21 protein-coding genes and 3 tRNA genes are annotated in these 24,205 nt (G+C 45.0%); 18 read left to right on the plus strand and 6 right to left on the minus strand.

Going from position 1 to position 24,205, the window contains the following annotated elements; all coding sequences use genetic code 11:
* The first annotated feature begins 187 nt into the window (after positions 1-187).
* From ORJ00_RS00845 to ORJ00_RS00900, 12 genes are all read left to right on the plus strand, one after another.
* Positions 188-264 (plus strand) — tRNA-Arg (locus ORJ00_RS00845).
* 25 nt (positions 265-289) lie between these two features.
* Positions 290-365, plus strand: a tRNA-His gene (locus ORJ00_RS00850).
* 19 nt (positions 366-384) lie between these two features.
* Positions 385-461: transfer RNA gene (locus ORJ00_RS00855), tRNA-Pro, on the plus strand.
* A 181-nt stretch (positions 462-642) separates the two neighbouring features.
* Positions 643-1,143 (plus strand): GNAT family N-acetyltransferase, encoded by a 501-nt coding sequence (locus ORJ00_RS00860; protein WP_027669694.1) that lies wholly within the window; start codon positions 643-645, stop codon positions 1,141-1,143.
* Positions 1,144-1,350: 207 nt separating this feature from the next.
* Positions 1,351-2,472, plus strand: a complete 1,122-nt coding sequence (proB, locus tag ORJ00_RS00865) for a glutamate 5-kinase (protein WP_305973098.1) — start codon at positions 1,351-1,353, stop codon at positions 2,470-2,472.
* Positions 2,469-3,722 carry a glutamate-5-semialdehyde dehydrogenase gene (locus ORJ00_RS00870; protein WP_306138721.1) on the plus strand — a complete coding sequence of 418 codons (1,254 nt, stop codon included), beginning with the start codon at positions 2,469-2,471 and terminating at the stop codon, positions 3,720-3,722. The genes proB and ORJ00_RS00870 overlap by 4 nt, the downstream gene beginning before the upstream one ends.
* A 240-nt stretch (positions 3,723-3,962) precedes the next feature.
* A complete protein-coding gene (tig, locus tag ORJ00_RS00875; protein ID WP_027669691.1) occupies positions 3,963-5,273 on the plus strand; it encodes a trigger factor in 1,311 nt (436 codons plus the stop codon).
* Between the two features lie 105 nt (positions 5,274-5,378).
* A complete protein-coding gene (gene clpP, locus ORJ00_RS00880) occupies positions 5,379-6,002 on the plus strand; it encodes an ATP-dependent Clp endopeptidase proteolytic subunit ClpP (RefSeq protein WP_205623152.1) in 624 nt (207 codons plus the stop codon).
* A 56-nt stretch (positions 6,003-6,058) separates the two neighbouring features.
* Positions 6,059-7,339, plus strand: coding sequence for an ATP-dependent protease ATP-binding subunit ClpX (gene clpX / locus ORJ00_RS00885; RefSeq protein ID WP_027669689.1), 1,281 nt, complete (start codon positions 6,059-6,061; stop codon positions 7,337-7,339).
* 139 nt (positions 7,340-7,478) lie between these two features.
* Positions 7,479-9,836 (plus strand): endopeptidase La, encoded by a 2,358-nt coding sequence (lon, locus tag ORJ00_RS00890; RefSeq protein ID WP_027669688.1) that lies wholly within the window; start codon positions 7,479-7,481, stop codon positions 9,834-9,836.
* Between the two features lie 250 nt (positions 9,837-10,086).
* Complete coding sequence (hupB, locus tag ORJ00_RS00895) at positions 10,087-10,359, plus strand: nucleoid-associated protein HU-beta (protein WP_008220336.1); 273 nt, start codon at positions 10,087-10,089, stop codon at positions 10,357-10,359.
* Between the two features lie 227 nt (positions 10,360-10,586).
* Positions 10,587-12,497 carry a SurA N-terminal domain-containing protein gene (locus ORJ00_RS00900; RefSeq protein ID WP_306125208.1) on the plus strand — a complete coding sequence of 637 codons (1,911 nt, stop codon included), beginning with the start codon at positions 10,587-10,589 and terminating at the stop codon, positions 12,495-12,497.
* 41 nt (positions 12,498-12,538) lie between these two features.
* Here ORJ00_RS00900 and ORJ00_RS00905 read toward each other — a convergent pair whose 3' ends face one another.
* Genes ORJ00_RS00905 through pspF form a run of 6 tightly spaced genes read right to left on the minus strand, consistent with a single transcriptional unit; the run spans position 12,539 to position 18,937 of the window.
* Positions 12,539-13,306: an ATP-binding cassette domain-containing protein gene (locus ORJ00_RS00905; RefSeq protein WP_027669686.1), complete on the minus strand. Its 768-nt coding sequence runs from the start codon at positions 13,304-13,306 to the stop codon at positions 12,539-12,541.
* A complete protein-coding gene (locus tag ORJ00_RS00910) occupies positions 13,306-14,298 on the minus strand; it encodes a peptide ABC transporter ATP-binding protein (RefSeq protein WP_306138722.1) in 993 nt (330 codons plus the stop codon). Before ORJ00_RS00910 ends, ORJ00_RS00905 begins: the two co-directional genes overlap by 1 nt.
* The gene (locus tag ORJ00_RS00915; RefSeq protein ID WP_306138723.1) at positions 14,298-15,194 is read right to left on the minus strand and encodes an ABC transporter permease subunit; all 897 of its coding nucleotides are present in this window, start codon (positions 15,192-15,194) and stop codon (positions 14,298-14,300) included. Before ORJ00_RS00915 ends, ORJ00_RS00910 begins: the two co-directional genes overlap by 1 nt.
* Position 15,195: 1 nt before the next feature.
* Positions 15,196-16,212: an ABC transporter permease gene (locus ORJ00_RS00920; protein WP_027669683.1), complete on the minus strand. Its 1,017-nt coding sequence runs from the start codon at positions 16,210-16,212 to the stop codon at positions 15,196-15,198.
* Entirely contained in the window at positions 16,209-17,801 is a 1,593-nt protein-coding gene (locus ORJ00_RS00925) for an ABC transporter substrate-binding protein (RefSeq protein WP_084153431.1), read from the minus strand. The genes ORJ00_RS00920 and ORJ00_RS00925 overlap by 4 nt, the downstream gene beginning before the upstream one ends.
* 53 nt (positions 17,802-17,854) lie before the next feature.
* Complete coding sequence (pspF, locus tag ORJ00_RS00930; RefSeq protein ID WP_027669681.1) at positions 17,855-18,937, minus strand: phage shock protein operon transcriptional activator; 1,083 nt, start codon at positions 18,935-18,937, stop codon at positions 17,855-17,857.
* Between the two features lie 184 nt (positions 18,938-19,121).
* Here pspF and pspA point away from each other — a divergent pair, with 184 nt between their 5' ends.
* The 6 genes from pspA to ORJ00_RS00960 all read left to right on the plus strand — a co-directional run bounded on the left by pspA (position 19,122) and on the right by ORJ00_RS00960 (position 24,167).
* The gene (pspA, locus tag ORJ00_RS00935) at positions 19,122-19,793 is read left to right on the plus strand and encodes a phage shock protein PspA (RefSeq protein ID WP_027669680.1); all 672 of its coding nucleotides are present in this window, start codon (positions 19,122-19,124) and stop codon (positions 19,791-19,793) included.
* A gap of 23 nt (positions 19,794-19,816) precedes the next feature.
* Positions 19,817-20,053 carry an envelope stress response membrane protein PspB gene (gene pspB / locus ORJ00_RS00940; RefSeq protein ID WP_027669679.1) on the plus strand — a complete coding sequence of 79 codons (237 nt, stop codon included), beginning with the start codon at positions 19,817-19,819 and terminating at the stop codon, positions 20,051-20,053.
* Positions 20,046-20,462: an envelope stress response membrane protein PspC gene (gene pspC / locus ORJ00_RS00945; protein ID WP_027669678.1), complete on the plus strand. Its 417-nt coding sequence runs from the start codon at positions 20,046-20,048 to the stop codon at positions 20,460-20,462. Before pspB ends, pspC begins: the two co-directional genes overlap by 8 nt.
* An 18-nt stretch (positions 20,463-20,480) precedes the next feature.
* Positions 20,481-21,860 carry a YcjX family GTP-binding protein gene (locus tag ORJ00_RS00950; RefSeq protein ID WP_306138724.1) on the plus strand — a complete coding sequence of 460 codons (1,380 nt, stop codon included), beginning with the start codon at positions 20,481-20,483 and terminating at the stop codon, positions 21,858-21,860.
* Positions 21,857-22,867 carry a TIGR01620 family protein gene (locus ORJ00_RS00955; protein ID WP_306138725.1) on the plus strand — a complete coding sequence of 337 codons (1,011 nt, stop codon included), beginning with the start codon at positions 21,857-21,859 and terminating at the stop codon, positions 22,865-22,867. The genes ORJ00_RS00950 and ORJ00_RS00955 overlap by 4 nt, the downstream gene beginning before the upstream one ends.
* 103 nt (positions 22,868-22,970) lie before the next feature.
* The gene (locus ORJ00_RS00960; RefSeq protein ID WP_306138726.1) at positions 22,971-24,167 is read left to right on the plus strand and encodes a trans-sulfuration enzyme family protein; all 1,197 of its coding nucleotides are present in this window, start codon (positions 22,971-22,973) and stop codon (positions 24,165-24,167) included.
* The last annotated feature ends 38 nt before the right edge of the window (positions 24,168-24,205 follow it).

The following is a 24,205-nucleotide window of genomic DNA, read 5'->3' on the forward strand; positions in this document are numbered from 1 at the left end:
GATTGGCGCAGCTTGGTAGCGCACTTGGTTTGGGTCCAAGGGGTCGCAGGTTCAAATCCTGCATCACCGACCATTTTAAAAATGGTAAGTTATACACGTGGTTTGGGTACTTTTAATCCACGGGTAGCAGGCTAAAATACTGCGTATAAGACCATTAATTTTATAGCTTGGTAGGGCTTTCGATTTTGCGCCCGTAGCTCAGCTGGATAGAGCAACGCCCTTCTAAGGCGTGGGTCATAGGTTCGAATCCTATCGGGCGCGCCATAACAAGCGCAAAACAGTTTCAGTGGTGGTTGTAGCTCAGTTGGTAGAGCCCCGGATTGTGATTCCGGTTGTCGTGGGTTCGAACCCCATCATCCACCCCATCTCTTTACGTTGTACAGTCGGTGATTGGCGCAGCTTGGTAGCGCACTTGGTTTGGGTCCAAGGGGTCGCAGGTTCAAATCCTGCATCACCGACCATTTTCCCTAAATCCCTCATCTATAATCAAACTAATTTTTCCTTACGGCTTGTATTGAACTATCTGTCCAATTTGCTATAGCAAAACTATTTATACTGCTAAATAATGCAGCTAAATTCTTGTTCCCATAAACCGTTATCTTAATGTATGCTCACTGTAGCCTGTGTTTTAAGGATGATTTTATGGTTGTTGCAGAGACTCCTCGTTTACGGATCCGACACCTTACGGCGGCCGATGTGACGTTTACCTGTCGATTGTTGAACGAGCCTTCCTTCATTGAAAATATTGCTGATCGTGGTGTAAGAAACGAGTTGGATGCTATGCATTATCTCGCTGAAGGACCGATAAAGAGCTATCGCCAACATGGTTATGGTTTGTTTTTAGTTGAGGAATGTATCAGCGGAATACCGCTGGGGTTTTGTGGTCTATTACGTCGTGATGCTTTGCAGGAAACCGATATTGGTTTTGCTTTTATGCCGCAGTTTTGTGGCCAAGGCTATGCCTTTGAAGCCGCATCTGCTGTGATACATTTTGGCTATAGTACGTTGAAATTAAAACGCATTGTTGGTTTGACTCATGCAGGAAACACGGCGTCAATTAAATTGTTGAACCGGCTTGGTTTGCAGTTTGAGAAAATGGTGAAACTTACCCCATCAGAAGACTATATTCAGTTGTATGCTTAGTGCATTAAAATGTAATTAAATTACATTTTAATGCACTTTTGTTGCCCCTTTTAAATGTATATATGGTATTCACTATATTTATAATCTATTTAAAACAATAGTTTAACTTTGATTTGTAGTTTGTGTTTGTGTTGGTTTTTGTAGGTTGGGTGGTGCCGGGTTACAGATTTTGTTATTATAGCGACTGCAATAACCATTGGAGGAGTTATGATTAACCCATCCTGGCGTCGGGTCGTGCTGAAAGTTGGCAGCGCCCTAATTGCGCCAGAACATCAGGGGTGTAGTGAGCAGTTTTTGCGTCCCATCGCCGAATTTATTCGGCAGTGCCGACTACAGGGTCTTGAAGTGATCCTGGTTTCTTCTGGTAGCGTTGCTGCCGGTCGCCATCATTTTAACTTTCAACATCAACGTGTACCTATTGCGCTTAAACGTGCCATGGCAGCGGTTGGGCAAAATGAGTTAATGAATTTCTGGAGTCGTTGTTTTGATTTTCCGTGCGCACAGGTTTTGCTAACGCATGGTGATTTAAGTGACAGGGTCCGCCATGTCAATATTCAGAACACGTTACGTCGTTTACTTGATCATAACGTACTGCCAATCGTGAATGAGAATGACACCATTGCCACCGATGAGCTTAAAGTGGGTGACAATGATAATTTAGCCGCGATGGTAGCAACGGTAGCTAATGCTGATGCCTTGATCATTTGCTCTGATGTTGCTGGCCTCTATACCGCAGATCCGAATAAAGACCCCAATGCTACGTTAATCCCAGCTGTTAAGCGTATTAGCGCTGACATTTATGCTTTGGCTGGTGGTGCTTCTTCTGCTATGGGCACAGGTGGCATGCGAACCAAAATTGAAGCGGCAGAAAAAGCCGCAGCTCATGGCATTGATACCATGATCATTGATGGTCATCAGGAATTTAGTTTTCAGTGTATTTTAGCGGGTAAAAACCCAGGCACAATTTTTTATGGTCAAGCTAAGCCTTTATCGGCTAAAAAACATTGGGTGCGTCATACGTTAAGGGCTAAGGGTGAAATCTGGGTAGATGATGGCTGTATTGAGGCACTATGCCAGCATGGCGCCTCGCTATTGTGCAGCGGCATAGTTAGTATTAATGGTGAGTTTGATTCAGGTGATGCTGTTTTAGTGCGCTGTGCTGTTGGCAAACGAAAAGTTGCTAAAGGGGTTAGCCGTTTTAGTGCCAGCGAGCTGTTTTCCATTAAAGGACAACAAAGCCGGGATATAGAGTCATGTCTTGGATATTGTCCAACCGGCAGTGATGCTGTGATCCATCGTAGTGAAATGATGTTACTGGAGAGATTATGAGTACCGAAGTTGCGGCCAGTATTGCCGCCAAAGCGTCGCGTGCAGCTAAAGCAGTGGCGAATTTAACCACAGAACAGAAAAATGCAGTGCTGCAAAGCATGGCAAATCAGTTGCGCTTAGCAAGTGCAACTATTCTGACAGCGAATAAAGATGAAGTGGCTGCAGCCAGTGCAAACGGCACCAGTGCGGCCATGTTAGACCGGTTAACGCTAACCCCAGAACGTATAGAGGTCATGGCTAAAGCCATAGAGCAAATTATTGCATTGCCAGACCCTGTAGGTGCCACGCGACAGATTGAACAACGGCCTAATGGCATAAATATTCAAAAGCGTCGTATCGCGCTTGGCGTTATTTGTATGATTTATGAAGCAAGACCCAACGTTACAGCTGACGCGGGTGCTTTGTGTTTTAAATCTGGCAATGCGGTTATTCTGCGATGTGGGCGCGAAGCCATTCAAACCAGTTTAGCCATTGCAGCTGCCATGCAACAGGCGCTGCGTGAGCATAACTTGCCTGACGAAGTGGTGAGTATCGTACCGGATCCGGATCGTGATCTGATGTTGGCACTGTTAAAGCAAGACCAGTATATCGACTTGGTGATCCCACGGGGCGGGGAAGGGCTTATTCGTTTTGTGACGGAGCATAGCCGTATCCCGGTAATCCAGCATTATAAAGGGGTATGCCATTTATATGTCGATCAGTCAGCAGACTTAAACATGGCATTGGGCTTATTACTAAACGGTAAAGTGCAACGCCCAGGCGTGTGTAATGCGTTAGAAGGTTTATTGGTTAACCAGCATATCGCGGCTGATTTTCTGCCGATGGTGGCAAGCGCTTTGGCACAACACGATGTTATTGTGCATGCATGTAAACAAAGTCTTGGTTATTTCAATCAGGCACAAGCTATTGCTGATAATGAGTTTGGTCAGGAATACCTGGCTCCTGAGATTGCTATTCGGGTGGTCGATGACATGGACGGAGCAATAGCGCACATTGACCAGTTTGGTAGTCAGCATACTGAAGTTATTTGTACTGCCGATAGTACTAATGCAGATCGCTTTATTCGTGAGGTAGACTCAGCTGTGGTGATGCATAATACCTCATCACGCTTTTCTGACGGTGGCGAGCTGGGTTTAGGTGCTGAAATTGGTATATCAACCAGTAAGTTGCATGCATATGGCCCTATGGGGCTTGAAGCGTTAACAACGGAAAAGTATGTTGTTACCGGCAATGGGCAAACTCGAAGCTAATACATTTTGAGCATAATAGAACGACACGCAGCCTGAAATAATTCCTCTTCAGGCTGCGTTTTTTTATGTTGTTTGCGTCGGTTAAAAAGCGCTTTTGCTAAGGGCTCGACGTCGGACATTTACCCCGCTATAATGCCGCGTCCTATTTTATAACAGGTCTGGTTCAGTGCTGCGTTTTGATACCAGATCACACTAGTAAGGCGTTAATTACGCGCCCGTTTTTGAATTTGAGGTAACAAGATGCAAGTTTCTGTGGAAACCACTCAGGGTTTAGAGCGCCAGTTAACGATTACAGTTCCGGCCGACAAAATTGATTCGGAAGTTAAAAACCGTTTACGTGATCTGGCCAAGCGTCAGCGTATCGACGGTTTTCGTCCAGGTAAAGCACCAGTATCTATTATCCAGAAGCGTTATGGTTTAGCTGTATTGCAAGAAGTTGCAGGCGAGCAAATGCAGCGTCATTTTTACGATGCCATTATCGCTAACAAACTAACGCCAGCAGGTTCACCAACTTTTGCACCAGGCCAACTGGAGCAAGGTAAAGATCTGGAATTTAAAGCGACTTTTGAAGTTTACCCAGAAGTAGAAGTTAAAAATCTGGATAAAATAGAAGTTAATAAGCCAGTTGTTGAAATTGCTGATGCTGACTTAGACAAAATGCTGGACACTTTGCGTAAGCAACACGCCAAGTGGGAAGAGAAAAAAGGCAAAGCAGTGTCTGGTGACCGTGTGGTTGTCGACTTTGTTGGTTCAATCGACGGTGAAGAGTTTGAAGGCGGTAAAGCCACTAACTTCACACTGGAATTAGGCCAGGGCCGAATGATCCCAGGCTTTGAAGACGGTATTATCGGTAAGAAAGCCGGTGAAGAAACCACGGTTGACGTTACTTTCCCAGCAGAATACCACGCTGAAAACCTTAAAGGTAAAGCAGCTAGCTTCGCTGTAACAATCAGCAAGGTAGAAGAGCAAGTATTGCCTGAACTAAATGATGAGTTCGCAACATTGTTTGGTCTTGAAACGGCTTCTGTTGATGCGCTTAAAGTTGAAGTACGCAAAAACATGGAGCGCGAGCTTAACCAAAACATCAAAGCAAAAGTTAAAGAGCAGGTAATCAAAGGATTACTGGCAAATAACGACGTTGATGTACCTAAAGCCTTAATTGAAGGTGAAGTGGACGTTTTACGTAAACAAGCTTTACAGCGTTTTGGTAATAATGTTGATCCTAAGCAATTACCTGAACTGCCAGCATCACTGTTTGAAGAGCAAGCAAAAGACCGCGTTAAAGTAGGTTTGTTGCTGGGTGAAGTAATTAAAACAAGTGAACTGAAAGTAGATGACAAGAAAGTACAGGCGTTAATCGAATCTGTAGCTTCTGCATACGAAGATCCACAAGAAGTGGTGCAGTACTACAACAGCAATAAAGAACTGTTACAGAGCATGCGTAATGTTGCACTGGAAGAACAGGCGATAGAAGTTGTTTTGGCCAGCGCTAAAGTGACTGACCAAAAAGCGGCTTTCGATGAAATAATGAACCCACAAGCCACCAACTAAGATTGACTTATTTGGGCTTGACGGCTTTAATGGCTCGGACACTAGTTCGGGCCATTTTATTTTCTGCAACAGTAAAATCCAGCCATTTAAAGGGAACCCTATAATATGTCTATGCCGCAACATCTTAATGACATAGTAAACGCTTTGGTACCAATCGTTATTGAGCAAACCGCAAAAGGTGAGCGTTCTTTTGATATCTATTCACGCTTGCTCAAGGATCGCATCATATTTCTAACTGGTCAGGTTGAAGATCACATGGCAAACCTGATTGTGGCGCAATTATTATTCTTAGAATCAGAAAATCCTGAGAAAGACATCTATATTTATATAAACTCACCAGGCGGATCCGTCACTGCCGGCTTATCAATTTATGACACTATGCGTTATATCAAGTCGGATATATCTACCATTTGTGTCGGACAGGCTGCCAGTATGGGCGCGTTTTTATTGTCCGGTGGTACTAAAGGTAAACGCTACTGTCTACCTAATGCCCGCGTAATGATCCACCAACCCTTAGGTGGTTTTCAAGGTCAGGCAACAGATTTTGAAATTCATGCCCGTGAAATATTAGGCATAAAAGAGAAATTAAACCGTCTGATGGCAGAGCATAGCGGTAAAAGTTACGAGCAAGTCTGTAAGGATACTGAGCGTGATAATTTCTTAAGTGCACAGCAAGCCTTGGAATATGGCCTTGTAGATGCCATATTTACTAACAGAGACGCGAAGTAATCATTTTTTGGCAACCAGACACCATCTGGTTGCACCGTAGTGAAAGAGGTAGTTACATGTCTGATCACCGCACTGACGGCGATAAGAACGGTAAATTGTTGTACTGTTCTTTTTGTGGCAAATCACAGCATGAAGTGCGTAAGTTGATTGCAGGCCCACAGGTATATATTTGTGATGAATGCGTTGATTTATGCAATGACATTATCCGCGAGGAAATAAAAGATATTTCCCCTAAGCGCGATGCCGATACCTTACCGGTACCCCGTGAAATCCGCACTCATCTGGATGACTATGTTATTGGTCAGGACCATGCCAAAAAAGTATTAGCAGTTGCAGTGTACAATCATTACAAACGCTTACGTAGCGCACAGCACAAGCAAGACGTTGAGTTGAGTAAAAGTAATATCTTGTTGATTGGCCCAACCGGAAGTGGAAAAACGCTGCTGGCTGAGACCCTGGCAAGATTGCTGGACGTACCGTTTACGATGGCTGATGCGACTACGCTGACAGAAGCCGGTTATGTTGGCGAAGACGTAGAAAATATCATTCAGAAATTGCTGCAAAAGTGCGATTACGACGTTGAAAAAGCTCAGCGTGGTATTGTCTACATTGATGAAATCGACAAAATTTCTCGCAAAAGTGACAACCCTTCTATTACCCGTGATGTTTCAGGTGAAGGGGTGCAGCAGGCTTTGTTGAAACTTATTGAAGGAACCATTGCCTCTGTTCCGCCACAAGGTGGGCGTAAACATCCACAACAAGAATTCTTGCAGGTGGATACCTCCAAGATCTTGTTTATCTGTGGTGGTGCTTTTGCCGGCTTAGATAAAGTTATAGAACAGCGTTGCGCCAAAGGAGCCGGCATTGGTTTTGGTGCAACGGTGCGTAGTAAAGAAAGTAGCCGCAGTCTCAGTGAGTCTTTCCGTGATGTTGAACCAGAAGATTTGGTTAAATATGGTCTAATACCGGAATTTATTGGTAGGTTACCGGTTGTTGCAACATTAACTGAACTTGACTTAGCTGCCTTGGTGCAAATTTTAAGTGAACCGAAAAACGCTCTGGTTAAACAGTTTGCAGCTTTATTCGCCATGGAAGATGTTGAACTAGAGTTTCGTGAAGATGCGTTAAGAGCCATCGCACAGAAAGCCATGGAACGTAAAACAGGCGCGCGTGGCCTACGTTCTATTGTTGAAGGTGTGTTACTTGATACGATGTACGACTTACCTTCGATGCAGGATGTGGCAAAAGTTGTAATCGATGAGACGGTGATCCGTGGTGAAAGTGACCCGATACTTATCTATCAAAGCAGCGAGCCTGTAGCTGCAGAATCCCACTAATGTTGAAGTAAAACGAGTTTTTTTGATAAAAAGGAGCTGATTCAGCTCCTTTTTCGTATATAGAATTGAAGTTTTAAAAATGAACCCCATATACTGAAACATATTCGCGCCTGCAGTAACTAATTTCGAGAGAGTATCAATGACATCAGAAAACGCTGAACGTTTGCATATGCCCGTGCTGGCACTGCGCGACGTTGTCGTCTATCCCCATATGGTTATTCCACTATTTGTCGGGCGGGCAAAGTCCATTAAGTGCTTAGATGCAGCAATGGAAAATGATAAACAAATCTTTTTGGTCGCTCAAAAAGATGCCACGCTGGACGACCCTACTGCAGCAGACTTATATCAGGTAGGTACCGTTGCGACGATATTGCAATTGCTGAAATTACCCGATGGCACCGTAAAAGTGCTAGTCGAGGGCAGCCGTCGTGCCCGGTTAGCTGAATTTACAGAAACAGATAATGCCTTTGCTGCTTATGTAGAGCTTATTGAAACGGCTGAAGTTGAAAGTAAAGAGCAGGAAGTGTTTTTACGCTCAGCCATTAATCAGTTTGAAGGGTATATCAAGCTTAATAAAAAAATTCCACCAGAAGTGCTGACAGCATTAACCGGTATTGATGAGCCGGCTAGACTGGCTGATACCATGGCTGCACATATGCCGCTTAAGGTTGAAGATAAGCAAAAAGTACTGGAAATTTTTAACGTGACCGAGCGGCTTGAATACCTGATGGCAATGATGGAGAGTGAAATTGACATTCTTCAGGTCGAGCGCCGTATTCGTAGCCGCGTTAAAAAGCAGATGGAGAAAAGCCAGCGCGAGTATTACCTAAACGAGCAAATGAAAGCTATCCAGCGCGAGTTAGGTGAGCTGGAAGATACACCAGATGAATTTGAAGCACTGAGCAAAAAAATTGAACAGGCGCAAATGTCAGCTGAAGTGGAAGATAAAGCTAAAGCAGAATTACAAAAGCTTAAGATGATGTCTCCGATGTCAGCAGAAGCAACCGTTGTTCGCAGCTATATTGATTGGTTAGCCAATGTGCCGTGGAAAAAACGCAGTAAAGTTAAAAAGAATTTGGCAGAAGCAGAAAATATTCTGAATGCTGATCATTACGGGTTGGAAAAAGTTAAAGAACGCATCGTTGAATATTTAGCAGTACAACAACGGGTGAATAAGTTAAAAGGCCCAATACTGTGTTTAGTTGGACCACCAGGCGTGGGTAAAACCTCGTTAGGGCAATCCGTTGCTAAAGCGACGGGGCGTAAGTACGTCCGTATGGCACTGGGTGGTGTACGTGATGAAGCAGAAATTCGAGGCCACCGTCGAACCTACATTGGCTCAATGCCAGGTAAAATTATCCAGAAAATGGCAAAAGTGGGTGTACGTAACCCATTATTTCTACTTGATGAAATAGATAAAATGGCGTCAGATTTTCGTGGTGATCCTGCAGCGGCGCTTCTAGAAGTATTAGACCCTGAGCAAAATACCGCTTTCAGTGATCATTATCTTGAAGTCGATTATGACCTATCTGATGTAATGTTTTTTGCTACATCTAACAGTTTAAATATCCCGGCGGCATTGCTCGATAGAATGGAAGTTATTCGCCTGGCAGGATATACCGAAGATGAAAAACTTAATATCGCCAAACAACATCTTATTACCAAGCAAATTGGCCGAAATGGCTTAAAAGCCAGCGAGTTAGTTATAGAAGATAGTGCCATCATCGGCATTATTCGCTATTACACCCGTGAGGCTGGTGTGCGTAGTCTTGAACGGGAAATCTCAAAACTATGCCGCAAAGCAGTAAAACAAATTTTGCTGACAAAAGATTTAAAACAAGTTGTCATCAATCAGCAGAATTTAGAAGAGTTTCTGGGTGTGCAGCGCTATGACTATGGTAAAGCCGAAGACAGTAACCGGGTAGGGCAAGTGACTGGTTTAGCATGGACCGAAGTGGGTGGCGATTTACTCACAATTGAAGCCGCATCTGTAGTAGGGAAAGGTAAATTAACCTATACCGGCTCACTAGGTGATGTAATGAAAGAGTCTATTCAAGCCGCAATGACTGTCGTTCGCAGTCGTGCAGAAGGTTTGAGGATAAATGAAGACTTTTATGAGAAACGTGATATCCATGTCCACGTACCAGAAGGTGCTACACCTAAAGATGGTCCAAGCGCCGGTATAGGCATGGTAACGGCATTAGTTTCTAGCTTAACCGGTAACCCTGTGCGGGCAGACGTTGCTATGACAGGTGAAATTACCTTACGCGGAGAAGTGTTGCCTATTGGTGGCTTGAAAGAGAAGCTATTGGCGGCGCATCGTGGCGGTATCAAGCGTGTGCTAATTCCACATGATAATGTGCGTGACCTTAAAGATATTCCGGATAATGTAAAAGGCGATATTGAAATTTGCCCGGTAAAATGGATTGATGAGGTGCTTGAACTGGCACTACAAGAGCCATTAGCACGTGTATCTGTGGTAGAAACGGCAAAATAATCAGCAAATAGCGAAAAAACGGAAAAAAATTCTGTATAGGGGCTTTTCATTCCCGTTGGCTGTGCTAACTTATGGAAAGTTTTAGACCAAGCCCTTGTTATACAAGGGCTGCAGTCAAAGCAAGAATTATTAGTTTTGTCGCTTCTTTTACTTGCAAGCTCCAAAAATGCTTGTTATAACGATGAAGCGCACTGACAAAATTAGTAAAGTGTAGCTGTTGAAAATAATAACAATTGAAGGGGATGATATTGTGAACAAGTCTCAACTTATCGACAAAATTGCTGCTGGTGCAGACATTTCTAAAGCGGCAGCAGGTCGTGCTTTAGATTCGTTCATTGATGCTGTTACTGAAGCTCTTAAGGAAGGCGACTCTGTAGCATTAGTTGGTTTTGGTACATACAGCGTACGTGAGCGTGCAGCCCGTACTGGCCGTAACCCACAAACTGGTGCAACTATTCAAATCGCTTCTGCGAAAATTCCTTCTTTCAAGCCAGGTAAAGCGTTAAAAGACGCCTGTAACTAAGCTGAGGTTCTGTGTTACGGCACAGAGCACAGATGGGAGCAGCGTTTTGACAGCAAAACATTTTAATGTGCGCGAGTTAAGACAGGCAACTGAATACAGTAGCTATCGCGTCCCAAGGCTTCTCTAAAAAAAGCGCATCTGTTAAGATGCGTTTTTTTTTACGGCAACACAGCAGTTGTTTTGTTGTCTTCCAGCCGCTAGTAAGTGAATAAAGAGATTGCGCTAAGATGTTAGAGAAAATCAGAGAAGGCTCACAGGGCATTATCGCTAAGTCTATTTTAGGCTTAGTGATCCTGACATTTGCCCTGGCAGGTGTGGGGAGTTATTTGAATACACCCGCTGAAACCAATGTCGCTGAAGTCAACGGCGAAAAAATCAGCCGGGAAGCATTCGATCAGGCATTTCAGGCAGAACGTGGACGTATGCAGCAGCAGTTTGGTGAAATGTACGCCGCTATGGCCGCAGACAGCACCTATATGACAAAGTTTCGCAGCGAAGTGCTGGAGAAATTGATAGATGAAACACTGCAAAAGCAACTTGCAGAAAGTTTAGACTTGCGTTTGAGTGACGAGCAAGTGCGTGATGCTATCCGGGATATGCCGGAATTTCAGATAGACGGCCAGTTTAACAATGACCGTTATATTGCCTTATTGCGTCAGGCCGGGTATCAGCCTGAGTCATTTCGGGAAGAAGTTCGCGAGCAATTATCACGTAATCAACTATTACTGGGTTTAATTGGTAGTGAGTTTGCAACCGGTAAAGAAATGCAGTTGCTAATGACATTACAGCAGCAGCAGCGCGACATTAACTATGTCCGTTTTAATGCGGCTGACTTTGCTGATAAGGTCACCTTAACCGAGCAAATGTTGCAAGATTACTACACCATGAACTTGGCGCAGTATGAAACTGAGCAAAAAGTAGCGGTCGAGTATATTGAGTTATCTGCTGCAAACCTGGCTTCTGACGAGCAGGCAACAGATGCCGAGATTGAACAGTATTATCTTGCGAACAAAGCGCGTTATACCAAAGAAGAGCGCCGCCAGGTTGCTCACATTATGCTTGAATCGGAAGATGCGAGTAGTGATGTAGAAGCCAAAGCTGAAGCGCTTTTGGCGCAACTGCAAGCTGGAAGTGATTTTGCTGAGTTAGCAAAAACGGCGTCAGCAGATACGTTTTCTGCAGAGAATGGTGGTGTGCTTGATTGGTTAGCACCAGGTGACATGGATGCAGATTTTGAAAGTGCTGCTTTTGCATTGAATGAGGTTGGTGCATTAAGCCCTGTTGTTAAAAGTGCCTATGGTTACCACATTATTAAGCTGGTTGCATTAGAGCGCGCCCAAGAGAAGTCATTGGCTGAAGTGTCAGCTGAAATTGCACTGCAATTAACACAAGACCGTGCCAGTGCCGCATTTTATGAATTACAACAGCGTTTAGCTGAGGTGAGTTTTGAAGTGCCTGATACGCTGGAAGATGCTGCAGAGGCAACGGGATTAAAAGTGTTGTCGACGCCATTATTTAGTCGGTCTGAAGCTACTGCACCATTGTCTGAACCGTTAGTCCTTAACAAGATGTTTGATGCCGCTTTTATTCAGGAAGGCTTAAACAGCGAGCTTATCGAGCTTAGTAAAGAGCATGCTATTGTGGTTCGTGTTAAAGAGTTTCAACCGGCTCGCACTCAATCTTTAGATGAAGTGAAAGCTGACGTTGAAGCGGCTGTACGTGCAGAGCAAAGCGCGCTGCTTGCTAAGCAGCAAGCTGAGTCGGTACTGGCGACAATAGCTGATAGCACGCTTGCTGTGCAAGCGGAGCAACAATCTTTAGATTTGCAACAATCTTTAGATACGCCGCGTTTTGGCGGCACCTTAGACGCTGAAATTCGCGCAAAAGCCTTTGCTATGGCAAGGCCTGTAGACACGCCAAGTGTTGAGTTAGTGAATTTGGTGAACGGTGATAGTGCTATTGTTTCATTATTAGCGGTAAAAGATGCTGAAGTTACCGTTGCGCCTGAGCCAGCGCAGTTAGAGCGTTTAGCTGAGCAACAAGCTGATCAAGCTTACAAAGCGGTTATTGCATCGTTAAAAGCTAAAGCTGAAATAACGCGTAATTTGCGTGTAGCACAAAGCGGTGATGTGTTATAAGTTAGCGACCAGAAAAAAACCGTGGCTTGCCACGGTTTTTTTTATGCTGTTAGACTGTTGATGAGTTTTCTACTGTAATCATGTTGTGGGTGAGAAAACACCTGTGCCGTGGTGCCATAGTCCAATGTCATTCCCTGATGCAATACCAGTAGATCGTCTGCGATATGTTTTACTAATCGCAGATGGTTAGTGATCAATAGATAAGCTAATCCTGATTTTTGCTGAAGATCGAGTAACAGATTAACAATTTGCGCCCGCAAGGATGGGTCAAGTGCAGTTAACGCTTCGTCAAGAATAAGCAGTTTAGGGTCTAAAATTAACGCCCGGGCCAATGCTACACGTTGCAACTGACCGCCAGAAAACATATGCGGATAGTACTCGCTGTGTTCATCTAACAACCCCAACTGTTTTAATGTCATTCTAATTTTCTGCCGACGTTGATGGCTGTCCAATACCGTACTAAAACGTAATACGTCATCGAGCATTTGGCCAACTTTTTGATGAGGATTTAACGACTTTGCCGCGTCCTGAAAGATAAATCGGATCATGTGATTATACTGGCGGTAATGGCTTATTTTCGCGACGGTCCCTGCCAGTAATATCTCGCCACTATCGGGTTTTTCAATACCCACTAATAATTTAGCCAGGGTGCTTTTACCCGAGCCAGTTTCACCCACTATGGCCAGGGTTTTCCCTTCCGCCAGGCTAAAGCTAACATCATTGAGTGCGCAAATACTGCGTTGGCGAAACAAACCAGCTTGTTTGCGGTATGTTTTATGTAAATTGCGCACTTCCAGCAAAATACTCATTAATCGTTCTTTCCAGTTAATGGGAAATGGCAGCTAAAGTAGTGATTTTGCAGCCGTTCAAGTGAGGGCGTTTTCACACACTCTTTACGCGCATTGGGGCAGCGTGGGCCAAGCCTGCAGCCAATAGGAAGGTGCTGCAGAACAGGAATGCTGCCAGGAAGCGCATAAAGTGGTGTCTTAGGTTGTAAATTAGGTTGAAATTCGGGCACACTTTTTATTAATGCATGCGTGTAGGGATGATAGGGCTGTTTCAATATCGCTGCGGTCTCTCCGGCTTCCACCAGCTGGCCGCAATACAATACGCTGAGGCTTTGTGTGTAGCGCGCAATACTTTCCAGTTCATGACTGATTAGCAGCACGGACATGCCTTTTAGCTGATTAAAACTGGCGAGTAATCGAAATAATTGCGCTTGAGTTGTACTTTCTAATGCGGTAGTTGGTTCGTCGGCAATGAGAAGTTTGGGGTTTTTGGCGATGGCCATGGCAATCATGATTTTCTGGCAAATACCTTCAGACAGCTGGTAAGGCACGCTTTGCAGCACGGATTGATGGTCGCGAATACCCACTTTGTGCAACAAACCTATGGCTTTTCGTCGGCGCAAATAACTGCGTTTCCACCAGGGACCATCGAGCAAGTGATCTGGCACAGCTTCTTCTAGTTGTTCGAGAATGGCTGCAGTAGGGTCCAGGCTTCGGCTGGGCTCCTGATAAATCATAGCAATATCACGGCCGATAATTTTTCGTTGCTCGTCGTATGACAAATTTAACAGGTCTTGTCCACGCCAGCTAAAGCGATCTGCGGTAACCTTCCAACGTTTATTCAGCACACCAACTATGGCTTTAGCAATTAAACTTTTACCAGAGCCTGATTCGCCCACTAAGCCTCGAATTTCACCTTCGCGCAAACTTAGATTTACGCGATCTACGGCGCGCACTAACGCATCTGGTGTTTTCAGTTCTATGGTAAGATTTTTTATATCCAGTAATAGCATTAGTTTTCCCGCCGCTTCTTGGCTGCATTGCGCAAACCATCGCCAACCAGATTAACCGATAACACGGCCAAAAATATCAGCAGCCCGGGGATTGCCACGCTTACAGGTGCAATATAAATAAGGTCGAGTGAGTCTGCAATCATTGCACCCCATTCAGCTGTGGGGGCTTGTGCTCCTAACCCCAGAAAACCCAAAGCGGCAATATCCAACGTTGCGGTAGAAAGTGCCATCGTTGCCATCAGCGTGAGCTTTTCCCAAATATTTGGCAATATTATACGGCTAAATACTTGCCAATTATTGGCTCCGTCCAGGCGATAAGCAATGACATAATCTTGATTAAGCTGTTCTGCTATCGCGTTGCGGATACCATGTACAAATTGAGGTAGCAATGCCAGCATAATAGCCCAGGTGGTGTTTTGTAGCCCTGGGCCTAAAATGGCGACGATAATAATCGCGAGCAGTAATGATGGAATTGTCAGTGCCAGATCAAGTACGTGGTTTAAAATACTGGATTTAAGGCCTTTTGTCATCCCCGCAAGTGTACCTAGGAGTAATCCCATAACCAGAGCCCCCATGACCGTTATCATGGCAATACCAAAGGTATAACGGGCGCCGACGAGTAAGCGGGAGAATAAGTCACGCCCTAAGTCATCAGTTCCAAACGGATATTGCACCAAGCCCTGTTGTGACCAGGATGGCGGCAACAGTAGTAAACTGTCGTTTTGCAAATATGGGTCGTGTGGTGTCAGCACTGCTGATAACAGCACCAGTAAGAAAAACAGGCTAAATATCAGTAGCCCTGCAATGGCGCTGTGTTGTCTGGAAAATTCACGCCATAATTGTTTAAAAGGAGAGCGCGCTAGTTGCTCATCGGGTAGCAAACGAAACTTAGCCATACTAGCGTTTCCTTGCCAGTGGATTAAACAGGGTATGCAAAATCTCTGTAATCATGTTCACGGTAATCACCAGAGTGGAGATAACCAACAGGCCCGCTTGAATGGCGGGGTAGTTTCGCTGGTATATGCTGTCAATCATCCAGCGGCCAATGCCAGGCCATGAAAAGATAACTTCGGTGATCATCGCCAAAGTGATTAGCGTACTAAATTGCAGACCAATCTGGCGAATAACCGGTAACAAGGCATTACGTAGTGCGTGGCGATAAAGCACCTGTGCTCTGCTCAGACCTTTAGCTCTTGCTGTTTTAATATAGCTTTGCTCCCACACTTCAAGCATAGAGTCACGGGTAAAACGAATCATCACTGTTGTAGGGAAGGTTGCTAATACCAGCGTCGGCAGCAGCATATGCCGCAGAGCATTTAACATCGCTTCGTGTTGATGCTGAGTGTCTGATAGCAGAATATCCAACAGCATAAAGCCGGTAACATGGTTAATTTCAAATAATACGCCAATTCTACCTGCGGTAGGCAGCCACCCCAAGCCAAGCGAGAAGATCATTATCAGCAACAGAGCCCACCAGAATATTGGAATAGAATAACCGGTAACGGCGAGGGCAGAAATGATTTTACTCACTGCACCTTCGGGTTTAATTGCTGCGATAATACCAACGGGGATACCAATAAAAAATGAAATTAACAATGCATATGCTGCAAGCTCAAGGGTGGCGGGCAACAATCGTTTAATCTCTTGCAATAACCCTTGCTCGCTAGCGAATGACATTCCCCAATCGCCGCTTATCACGCGGGTTAGATAGCCAAGATATTGTTGAATGTAACCCTGGTCCATGCGGTATTCGGCGCTAAGTTGCTCCAGCTGATTTACCGGGATGTGTCGAAGTCCGGTAAAGTTTTGCAGCGGTTCACCAGGGAATAGGTATCCGAGGCTAAACGCTAAGATGGTCAAAGCGATAAAAACAAAACACAGCAAAAACAGGCGGCGTAGTAAATATAAAATCATTCAACGTCCTTTACCGCATTGGCCAGCGCTATTCCGCCATAAGGGTTAATTTTCACACCTTTAATATCGCTGCTAATGGCTTGAAAGCGTTGTGAGTGGGCAATGCTAAGCAAGGGCATCTGTTCGGCGAGGTATTGTTGTGCTGCCATATAGTAACTACGACGTTGCTTTTGATCTGGTGTCAGTAATGCCTGGCTAATAAGCAGATCAAAATTAGCATCGCACCAATTTGCTCTATTTGAGCCCGTTAAGGCTGCGCTGCAACTTAGCAGTGGCCGGAAAAAATTGTCTGGATCAGCGTTGTCAGCAGACCAACCAATTAGTACTGAGTCATGCTCATAGGCACCCAGCTTACGGCGAAAGCTGTTCCACTCGTAAGAGATAATGCTAGCTCGGACACCAATTTGCGCTAAATCTGCTTGCATTAGTTCTGCCATTTTTAATGCATTTGGATTATACAAACGTTGCACCGGCATGGCCCAGATATCCATGCTAAAGCCATTTGGGTAACCAGCTTCCGCCAGCAATTGTTTAGCCTGCAGCGGATCATACTGTTGTACTGGCAAGTTAGGATTAAACGCCCAAGAGGTAGGTGGTAAAACTGAGTTGGCAGCTGTTGCATGGCCAAAATAGACGGCTTGTAAAATTGCATCGCGGTTAATGGCATGGGCCAGAGCCTGACGTACCTTTACATTGTCAAACGGAGCTTTGGCGGTATTAAATGCCCAAAAACCTATGTTCATACTGGTACTTTCTTGCACACTTACATCTGGGCGCTGACTGATTAAGCCCAGTTCCGATACTCGCGGAAAGGCGACAACATCACATTCATGCGTAAACAGTTTGGCCATCCGGCGGGCATTATTCGGCACAATGTCAAATACTAATTGTTCCGGTTTTGCCAGCTCACGCCAGTAGTTCTTATGGCGGTAATAACGTATCAGTAAGTCTTTTTGATATTCTTTAAACCGAAATGGGCCGGTACCGATAGGTTTGCTATCAATTAGAGCAAGTTCACCTGATGTGACTAGTTGTTGGCCATACTCAGCGGACAATATTGCGGCAAAGTCTGTAGCGAGATTAGACAAAAATGAACTGTCTGGCCGACTTAACTCAAACTTTACTACATTTGGCGCTTCTGCTGTGACGCTGGTCACCAAATCTGCCCAATCAACACTTTGAAAAAAAGGGTAGTTAGCACCGCCTTGTTGGTGAAATGGATGCTGACTGTTCATTATACGGTTAAAAGTGAACACTACATCTTCTGCGTTCAGAGGCCGTGTAGGGGTAAAGTACTCTGTTTGGTGAAACTCGACGTTTGGGTGCAGAGTAAAGTGATACACCTTACCTTCGTTACTCACTTGCCATAGCTGTGCTAAACCGGGTATTAGCTCACCATTTTCTGGATTAATATCCAGCAGCCGATCGTACAACTGCTGGCTGATCGCATCTATAGTAGTACCGGAAGTAACCAGTTGTGGGTTGAATGTTTCAGGTGAGCCTTCAGAGCAATACACTAAACCGCTGCGCACAGTTTGCGGCAGTTGAGGTTGGCAGCCAACAACAGCAATAATTGTGCATAGTAGCATTGGTAATACACTATGGGTTGCTCTCATTGTAATTGTATGGCCCAGTGTAAGTTTCATGTTTGCTGGCTTTCAAGTAGTTGGTATTTTTTCATATAACCACGTAGCTGATGATAGGTCAGGTTTAGGAGTTCAGCCGTTTTTTTCTGGTTGTATTGGCTTGCTGCCAGTGCCTGTTTTATCAAACTAACTTCAAAATCCTGTGACAAGGTTTTAAAATCTTGAATGTTGCTAAAATCAAACTGGTTAAAACCAGTCGTTGGGGCTTGCACAGAGGCTACCACTGAATTGGGTGGTAAGTCAGCAACCATAGCTTGCACCGGTTGCTGTATCCTTTTAATACGTTGTTGTGGGCGATAGGGCGATTCAAACGGATCCAGTAAGATATCATGTACCGGGACATAGGCATTGTTTGTTCGATAGACGCTGCGTTCAACCACGTTTTTTAGCTCTCGTACGTTGCCTGGCCAATGATAATCCAGCAAGATATGCTTGGCTTTTTCACTAAAACCGCTGAAAAGTTCAAACCCAAGTTCGCGCGCCATATTAATCGCAAAATGTTCTGCTAATAGCATAATGTCTTCACGTCTTTCACGCATTGGCGGTAAGGTGATAACGTCAAACGCTAATCTGTCTAGTAAGTCAGCGCGGAACTCTCCCTGTTCGGCCAACAAGGGTAAATCTTCGTTAGTGGCGCAAATCAAACGCACATCGGTTTTAATCGAACGGCTACCGCCAACACGCTCAAACTCGCCATACTCAATTACCCGCAGCAATTTTTCTTGTACCAGCCCAGGGGTGTTGGCTAGTTCGTCAAGGAACAGTGTGCCACCGTGTGCGCGCTCAAAACGTCCTTCATGGCGCTTACTTGCCCCGGTAAATGCGCCAGACTCATGACCAAACAGCTCGCTCTCTAGTAAGTTCTCATTTAGCGAGGCGCAGTTTAAGGTTAAATATTGCTGATCCCAACGTTGGGACAAAAAGTGTAGACGGGCTGCGATGAGTTCTTTACCGGTACCCCGTTCACCGATAATTAACACCGGCTTGTCCAATGGCGCGATTTGTGAGACCTGATCCAGCACATTTAGAAAGCTGTTAGACTGGCCCACCAGATTATCTTGTTTGAATTTTCTGCTCATGGCGTGCTATTAGTTGGTTAAATTGGCTAATTAATAGTGTATTTCATAATAGGTGGTAGCAGAAGCATTAATGGAAAATAAATAAAAATTAATTAAAAACAAATGCTTATATTGTTTTGAAAAGTTGGCAAGGAAACTGAATAGGTTAGCTTGTACTAAATCAGTCAATAACGAGGTAAATATTATGGGTATTTTTTCACGCTTCTCAGACATAGTGAATTCAAATATCAATTCATTGTTAGATAAAGCCGAAGATCCGGAAAAAATGGTGCGCCTGATTATTCAGGAAATGGAAGACACCTTAGTCGAGGTGCGTTCTTCTTCTGCTAAAACCATTGCTGAAAAGAAAGAGCTTCAACGTTTGGTTAACCGTTTGCAGGAAGAAGTGGCTGATTGGCAGGCTAAAGCAGAACTGGCATTAAGTAAAGAGCGGGAAGATTTAGCACGCTCTGCATTGATTGAGCGGCAAAAATCGTCTGATCAGGCTGATGCCGTTGCAGCAGATATTGCTAATCTGGATGAGCATATTGGTAAGTTACAAGATGAAGTTGCTCAGTTGCAAGAGAAACTAGCCGATGCCAAGGCTCGCCAAAAGTCAATGTTGATGCGCCAGAAAACGGTATCTTCGCGGCTTGAAGTTAAAAAGACACTGGATAGCAACCGCATTAACGATGCCATGTATAAGTTTGAGCGTTACGAGCAGAAAATTGATACATTGGAAGCTCAGGTTGAAGCCTATGATTTAGGTAAGAAAACCTTGAAAGACGAGTTTGCTGAACTGGCTGCGCAAGACAAAATTGATAACGAGTTAGCTGAGTTAAAAGCTAAAGTTAATCAAAAAGATAAAAACGCCTGATTTTCAGGTGTTTAGGAGCGAACATGGAATTTTCAGAAGTTATTGGTATCCCGTTTATTTTGTTTATGATTTTTGTGGCGCCAATCTGGGTCATAATGCATTACCGTAGCAAAAATAAAATGGGACAGGGGTTGTCTGACCAAGAGCTTACTCAGTTAAATGACTTGGCGCACCGGGCAGAAAAAATGGCGGATCGTATTAAAACACTTGAAGCTATTTTAGACGCAGAAAGCCCAAAGTGGAGAAATCAACATGACTAAGCCCAAACGTGAACTACTTCGCGACGATGCAAATGGCAAGATAGCCGGCGTTTGCGCCGGTATTGCTGACTACTTTGGCTGGGAGCTTTGGTTGGTAAGAATTATTACCGTATCAGCGTTTTTTCTCGGTGCAGGTGGTTTGGTGTTAGTGCTATATATCGCCGCTTGGGTGGTGCTAGAAAAAAAGTCCAAGGCCGTTGTCAAAGCTTCCACAACGGCTGATTTAAGCCCTGCAACAGAGAAAGCTGTTGAGGTTAAAATTCGCATGTGGCAACGTGGTGAAGCTCCAAAACAAGCGCTACAGCATTTAGCCAATCAGTTTGATAATCTGGAGCTTCGGCTTAGAGGCATGGAAAGCCATGTTACATCAGCGAAATTCCAGCTGAACCGTGAATTTAATAACCTCTAGGGTGGTACACCTTAGCTTATGAAGCTACTCGATAAGATACAGCATCAAGGGCGCGAACTGACCGGACGCGCTCTTGATCGTCATTTACGCTTAGGGGTTACAGGCTTAAGCGGTTCAGGTAAAACTGCGTTTATTACCTCACTCGTGCAACAGTTAACGATGGGTGACCAAAGCGCCAACTTGCCGTTTTTTGATGTGGTGCAATCACAACGTTACCTGGGCGGACGTCTTGCCAAACCGCCGTTGGATGTGCCGCGTTTTCCGCTAGAGCAAAATTTACAGGCACTGCAACAAAGTCCGCCGCAGTGGCCAGCGTCAACCCAAGGCTGGAGCCAATTAAGTCTAACTTTGCGCTACAAAGCGTCAACCGGACTGCGGGCGCATTTGCAGTCGCACAGCGAATTGGCGCTGGATATAATCGACTATCCAGGGGAATGGCTGCTGGATTTACCTTTGCTGGACATGAATTACAAGCAGTGGTGCGAATTTAGTTGGCAGTTATTTAGCAAGCCCCATCGCGTTGATGTAGCCGCACATTTTAATCAGCAATTGGCTGCCATTAGTTTAGATAATGCCACTGAGCTGCAATTGCAAACCTTGACTGACAGTTATAAAGCACTGTTGCAGCAGTTTCATCAAACCCCAGGCGCTTATTTAAATCAACCCGGAAGATTGTTGGTACCCGGTACCTTAGCGGGGGCGCCAATGTTGCAGCTATTTCCGCTGTTGCCACATCAGGTGTCGGCGGATTCCGCGTTAGCTAAAAAGCTAACGCAACACTATGAAAGTTACTGTGCGCATGTTATTAAACCGTTTTATCAAAAGCATTTCTCTGGCTTAGATCGGCAAGTCATTCTCGTTGACTGCTTATCTGCGTTAAACGCCGGATATGCTGCTATGACCGAGTTACAGCAAGCATTGCAGCTTATATTGAAGAGCTTTCACTATGGACCAGCCAGTTTATTAGGCCGGTTATTTAGCCCAAGCATAGATAAAGTGTTATTTGCAGCCAGTAAAGCCGATCACGCAACGCCAGAACAACACAAGGCATTGACGCTGCTATTGCAGCAATTTCTACAGCAACCGTTAAAACATAGTCAGTATCAGGCAGCAAAAACTGAAGCCATGGCTATTGCGGCTATTCGGGCCAGTAGCAGTGGCTTTGTTCAGTCAGATGGGCTACCACAGCCTTGTATTAGTGGTACAAGCCTCGAGCAGAAAGCGGTAACTTTCTTCCCCGGTGATGTGCCTGCTCAGCTACCAACAGCGAAGATGTTTGCTCAGCATCAGTTTGCTTTTATACCACTGCGTCCGCTGCCATGGCAGGACTGTAAACCTTTACCTCATGTGCGAATGGACCATGTATTGCAATACCTACTCGGAGATAAATTACGATGAGTGAGCTAAAGCAAGCCCGCCATTTTGAACCACAGCAATTAACGCCTTTACCAGAGTTAAAAGCAGCGAGTCATTTTGACAATGACGCTTTTGTAGCGGCAGATAATGCGGCACCGGTGGCACTAAAACAGCCTATACGCTGGTGGTGGCGATTAGCCGGGCTGACACTCGTTGCTATTGTAGTGCTGTCTGTCTGGCAATGGTGTCAAACCCTGCTGCTAAGCTGGCAGCAAAACGTGGTGTATGGCATATTCCTAAGTTTAATTACTGCCGCAGTAGGGGTGCTGTGTGTGACGGTATTATGGCGAGAGGTCAAACTTTGGCGACGTCTAGCACGAAATAGACGTTGGCAACACAACGCAGACCGTATTCGCCATAGCGTACAATATGGCGAAGCGGGTGAGCTCTGTAAGGCAGTTGCCGATAGTTTACCAGCATCACCTGCTATTACAGCCGCCAAACAGCAATGGCAAAATGCGCTAACCGACGCACATAGTGATGAAGAGCAATTACAGTTGTTTGAGCGCTTTGTGCTTGCTGAGCTAGATAAGCAGGCGCAGCAACTCATCTATCGGGCGGCTACAGATACCAGTCTTGCCGTGGCTATCAGTCCTTTTGCTTTAGCTGATATGCTAATTGTGCTGTGGCGTAGCAGCCGCCTTGTACGTGAGTTGGCCCAGCTTTACGGTGGCGCCATTGGCCAATTGCGCAGCATGTTGCTGCTCAAACGTTTGCTGGGAGCATTATTGTGGGCAGGTGGCTCAGAGCTGGCATTGGATATGGCATCTGACGTTTTAGGCAGTGAGTTAACCTCGAAACTTTCGGCCCGTGCCGGGCAGGGTATCATCGCAGGATTACTGGTCGCCCGTTTGGGTAACCTGGCGCAACAGCAGCTAAGGCCGTTACCTGCAAGTGAATCCGCTAAAGTGAGTATTAAATCACTCAGTACCAGTTTACTGTCTCGCTTTAAAGCTGCAGTGCAAACTAAAGCTGACAATAAAGGTTAAACTTACAGGGTACCGCCAGACTGCAAGATGTCTGGCGTGCTTCCATTAATTACCAATTCTGTTATTTGTTACTGCGAAATTAACTATAAGTAGCAGTTTAACTATGCATAACAATAATAAAAATGCCGAGACGTTGTGTATTCACGCCGGTAAAGAAAAAAATCAACACGGTACTTTAGCAACACCTTTATATCAAACTTCAACCTATATTTTTGACAATGCTGAGCAGGGGGCCGCGCGCTTTGCTGGCGAAGCTGAGGGGTACATTTATACCCGGCTTGGCAACCCCACTACGCGTGAGCTGGAGTTGAAAATTGCGGCGTTAGAAGGCATGGAAGATGCCGCAGCAACGGCTACCGGAATGGGAGCTGTCGCCGCCAGCACGATGGCTTTTTTGCAACAGGGTGATCATTTAATCGCCAGTAAAGCAATCTACGGATGTAGTTTTGCCCTGTTTAATCACATGTTTGCTCGTTATGGTATTGACGTCAGTTTCGTTGATATGACCGATCACGCAGCAGTAGAGCAGGCTATCAAACCTAATACAAAAATGCTGTTTGCAGAAACGCCAATTAATCCAAATATGGTGGTGCTAGACCTCACCTTTCTGGGCGAGTTTTGCCAGCGGCATCAACTGATTTCGGTTATTGATAATACCTTTATGACCCCGCTACTGCAAAAGCCTGCTCAGTTCGGTATTGATATCGTTATTCATAGTGCAACCAAATACCTAAATGGGCATGGTGATGTGGTCGCCGGTATAATAGTGTCTGATGCCGAGCGGATAAAAACCATTAAACTGACGACGCTAAAAGACATGGGAGCGACGATAAGTCCGCATGATGCCTGGCTTATTATTCGCGGTTTAAAAACGCTGTCGGTAAGGTTAGAGCGCCACTGTAGCAATGCGCAAAAAGTTGCAGAGTTTCTTGAAGCTCATCCGGCGGTAAAGGAAGTGTATTACCCTGGTTTGCCATCTCATCCGGGCTTTAAGTTTATTGGTACACAAATGAAAGCTGCCGGCGGTGTGCTGGCGTTTGAATTAGAAGCCAGTTTGGATGACGGCAGATTTTTTATTAATCAGGTTGAACTGCTCAGTCTTGCTGTTAGTCTGGGCGATGCTGAATCACTTATTCAGCATCCTGCATCGATGACTCATAGTCCTTACACGGCTGAAGAGCGGCAAATGGCGGGCATTACTGATAGTTTAATCCGGCTATCCGTTGGCCTGGAACATGTTGATGATATTATTGCTGATTTAGCACAGGCACTGGACAAAATGCAGCAACGTCAGCGCTAACTGTTTGTGTTGTTGTAAGACATTCTTTACGCAAAACG

Origin of the sequence: Rheinheimera baltica, assembly GCF_030731985.1 — a bacterium.
Classification (GTDB): Bacteria; Pseudomonadota; Gammaproteobacteria; order Enterobacterales; family Alteromonadaceae; genus Alishewanella; species Alishewanella baltica.

Bases quoted from the DNA above. Each gene is read 5' to 3' on its own strand.
- ORJ00_RS00860 (WP_027669694.1), top strand. From the start codon at position 643: ATGGTTGTTGCAGAGACTCCTCGTTTACGGATCCGACACCTTACGGCG.
- proB (WP_305973098.1), top strand. From the start codon at position 1,351: ATGATTAACCCATCCTGGCGTCGGGTCGTGCTGAAAGTTGGCAGCGCC.
- ORJ00_RS00870 (WP_306138721.1), top strand. From the start codon at position 2,469: ATGAGTACCGAAGTTGCGGCCAGTATTGCCGCCAAAGCGTCGCGTGCA.
- tig (WP_027669691.1), top strand. From the start codon at position 3,963: ATGCAAGTTTCTGTGGAAACCACTCAGGGTTTAGAGCGCCAGTTAACG.
- clpP (WP_205623152.1), top strand. From the start codon at position 5,379: ATGTCTATGCCGCAACATCTTAATGACATAGTAAACGCTTTGGTACCA.
- clpX (WP_027669689.1), top strand. From the start codon at position 6,059: ATGTCTGATCACCGCACTGACGGCGATAAGAACGGTAAATTGTTGTAC.
- lon (WP_027669688.1), top strand. From the start codon at position 7,479: ATGACATCAGAAAACGCTGAACGTTTGCATATGCCCGTGCTGGCACTG.
- ORJ00_RS00900 (WP_306125208.1), top strand. From the start codon at position 10,587: ATGTTAGAGAAAATCAGAGAAGGCTCACAGGGCATTATCGCTAAGTCT.
- ORJ00_RS00905 (WP_027669686.1), bottom strand. From the start codon at position 13,306: ATGAGTATTTTGCTGGAAGTGCGCAATTTACATAAAACATACCGCAAA.
- ORJ00_RS00910 (WP_306138722.1), bottom strand. From the start codon at position 14,298: ATGCTATTACTGGATATAAAAAATCTTACCATAGAACTGAAAACACCA.
- ORJ00_RS00915 (WP_306138723.1), bottom strand. From the start codon at position 15,194: ATGGCTAAGTTTCGTTTGCTACCCGATGAGCAACTAGCGCGCTCTCCT.
- ORJ00_RS00920 (WP_027669683.1), bottom strand. From the start codon at position 16,212: ATGATTTTATATTTACTACGCCGCCTGTTTTTGCTGTGTTTTGTTTTT.
- ORJ00_RS00925 (WP_084153431.1), bottom strand. From the start codon at position 17,801: ATGCTACTATGCACAATTATTGCTGTTGTTGGCTGCCAACCTCAACTG.
- pspF (WP_027669681.1), bottom strand. From the start codon at position 18,937: ATGAGCAGAAAATTCAAACAAGATAATCTGGTGGGCCAGTCTAACAGC.
- pspA (WP_027669680.1), top strand. From the start codon at position 19,122: ATGGGTATTTTTTCACGCTTCTCAGACATAGTGAATTCAAATATCAAT.
- pspB (WP_027669679.1), top strand. From the start codon at position 19,817: ATGGAATTTTCAGAAGTTATTGGTATCCCGTTTATTTTGTTTATGATT.
- pspC (WP_027669678.1), top strand. From the start codon at position 20,046: ATGACTAAGCCCAAACGTGAACTACTTCGCGACGATGCAAATGGCAAG.
- ORJ00_RS00950 (WP_306138724.1), top strand. From the start codon at position 20,481: ATGAAGCTACTCGATAAGATACAGCATCAAGGGCGCGAACTGACCGGA.
- ORJ00_RS00955 (WP_306138725.1), top strand. From the start codon at position 21,857: ATGAGTGAGCTAAAGCAAGCCCGCCATTTTGAACCACAGCAATTAACG.
- ORJ00_RS00960 (WP_306138726.1), top strand. From the start codon at position 22,971: ATGCATAACAATAATAAAAATGCCGAGACGTTGTGTATTCACGCCGGT.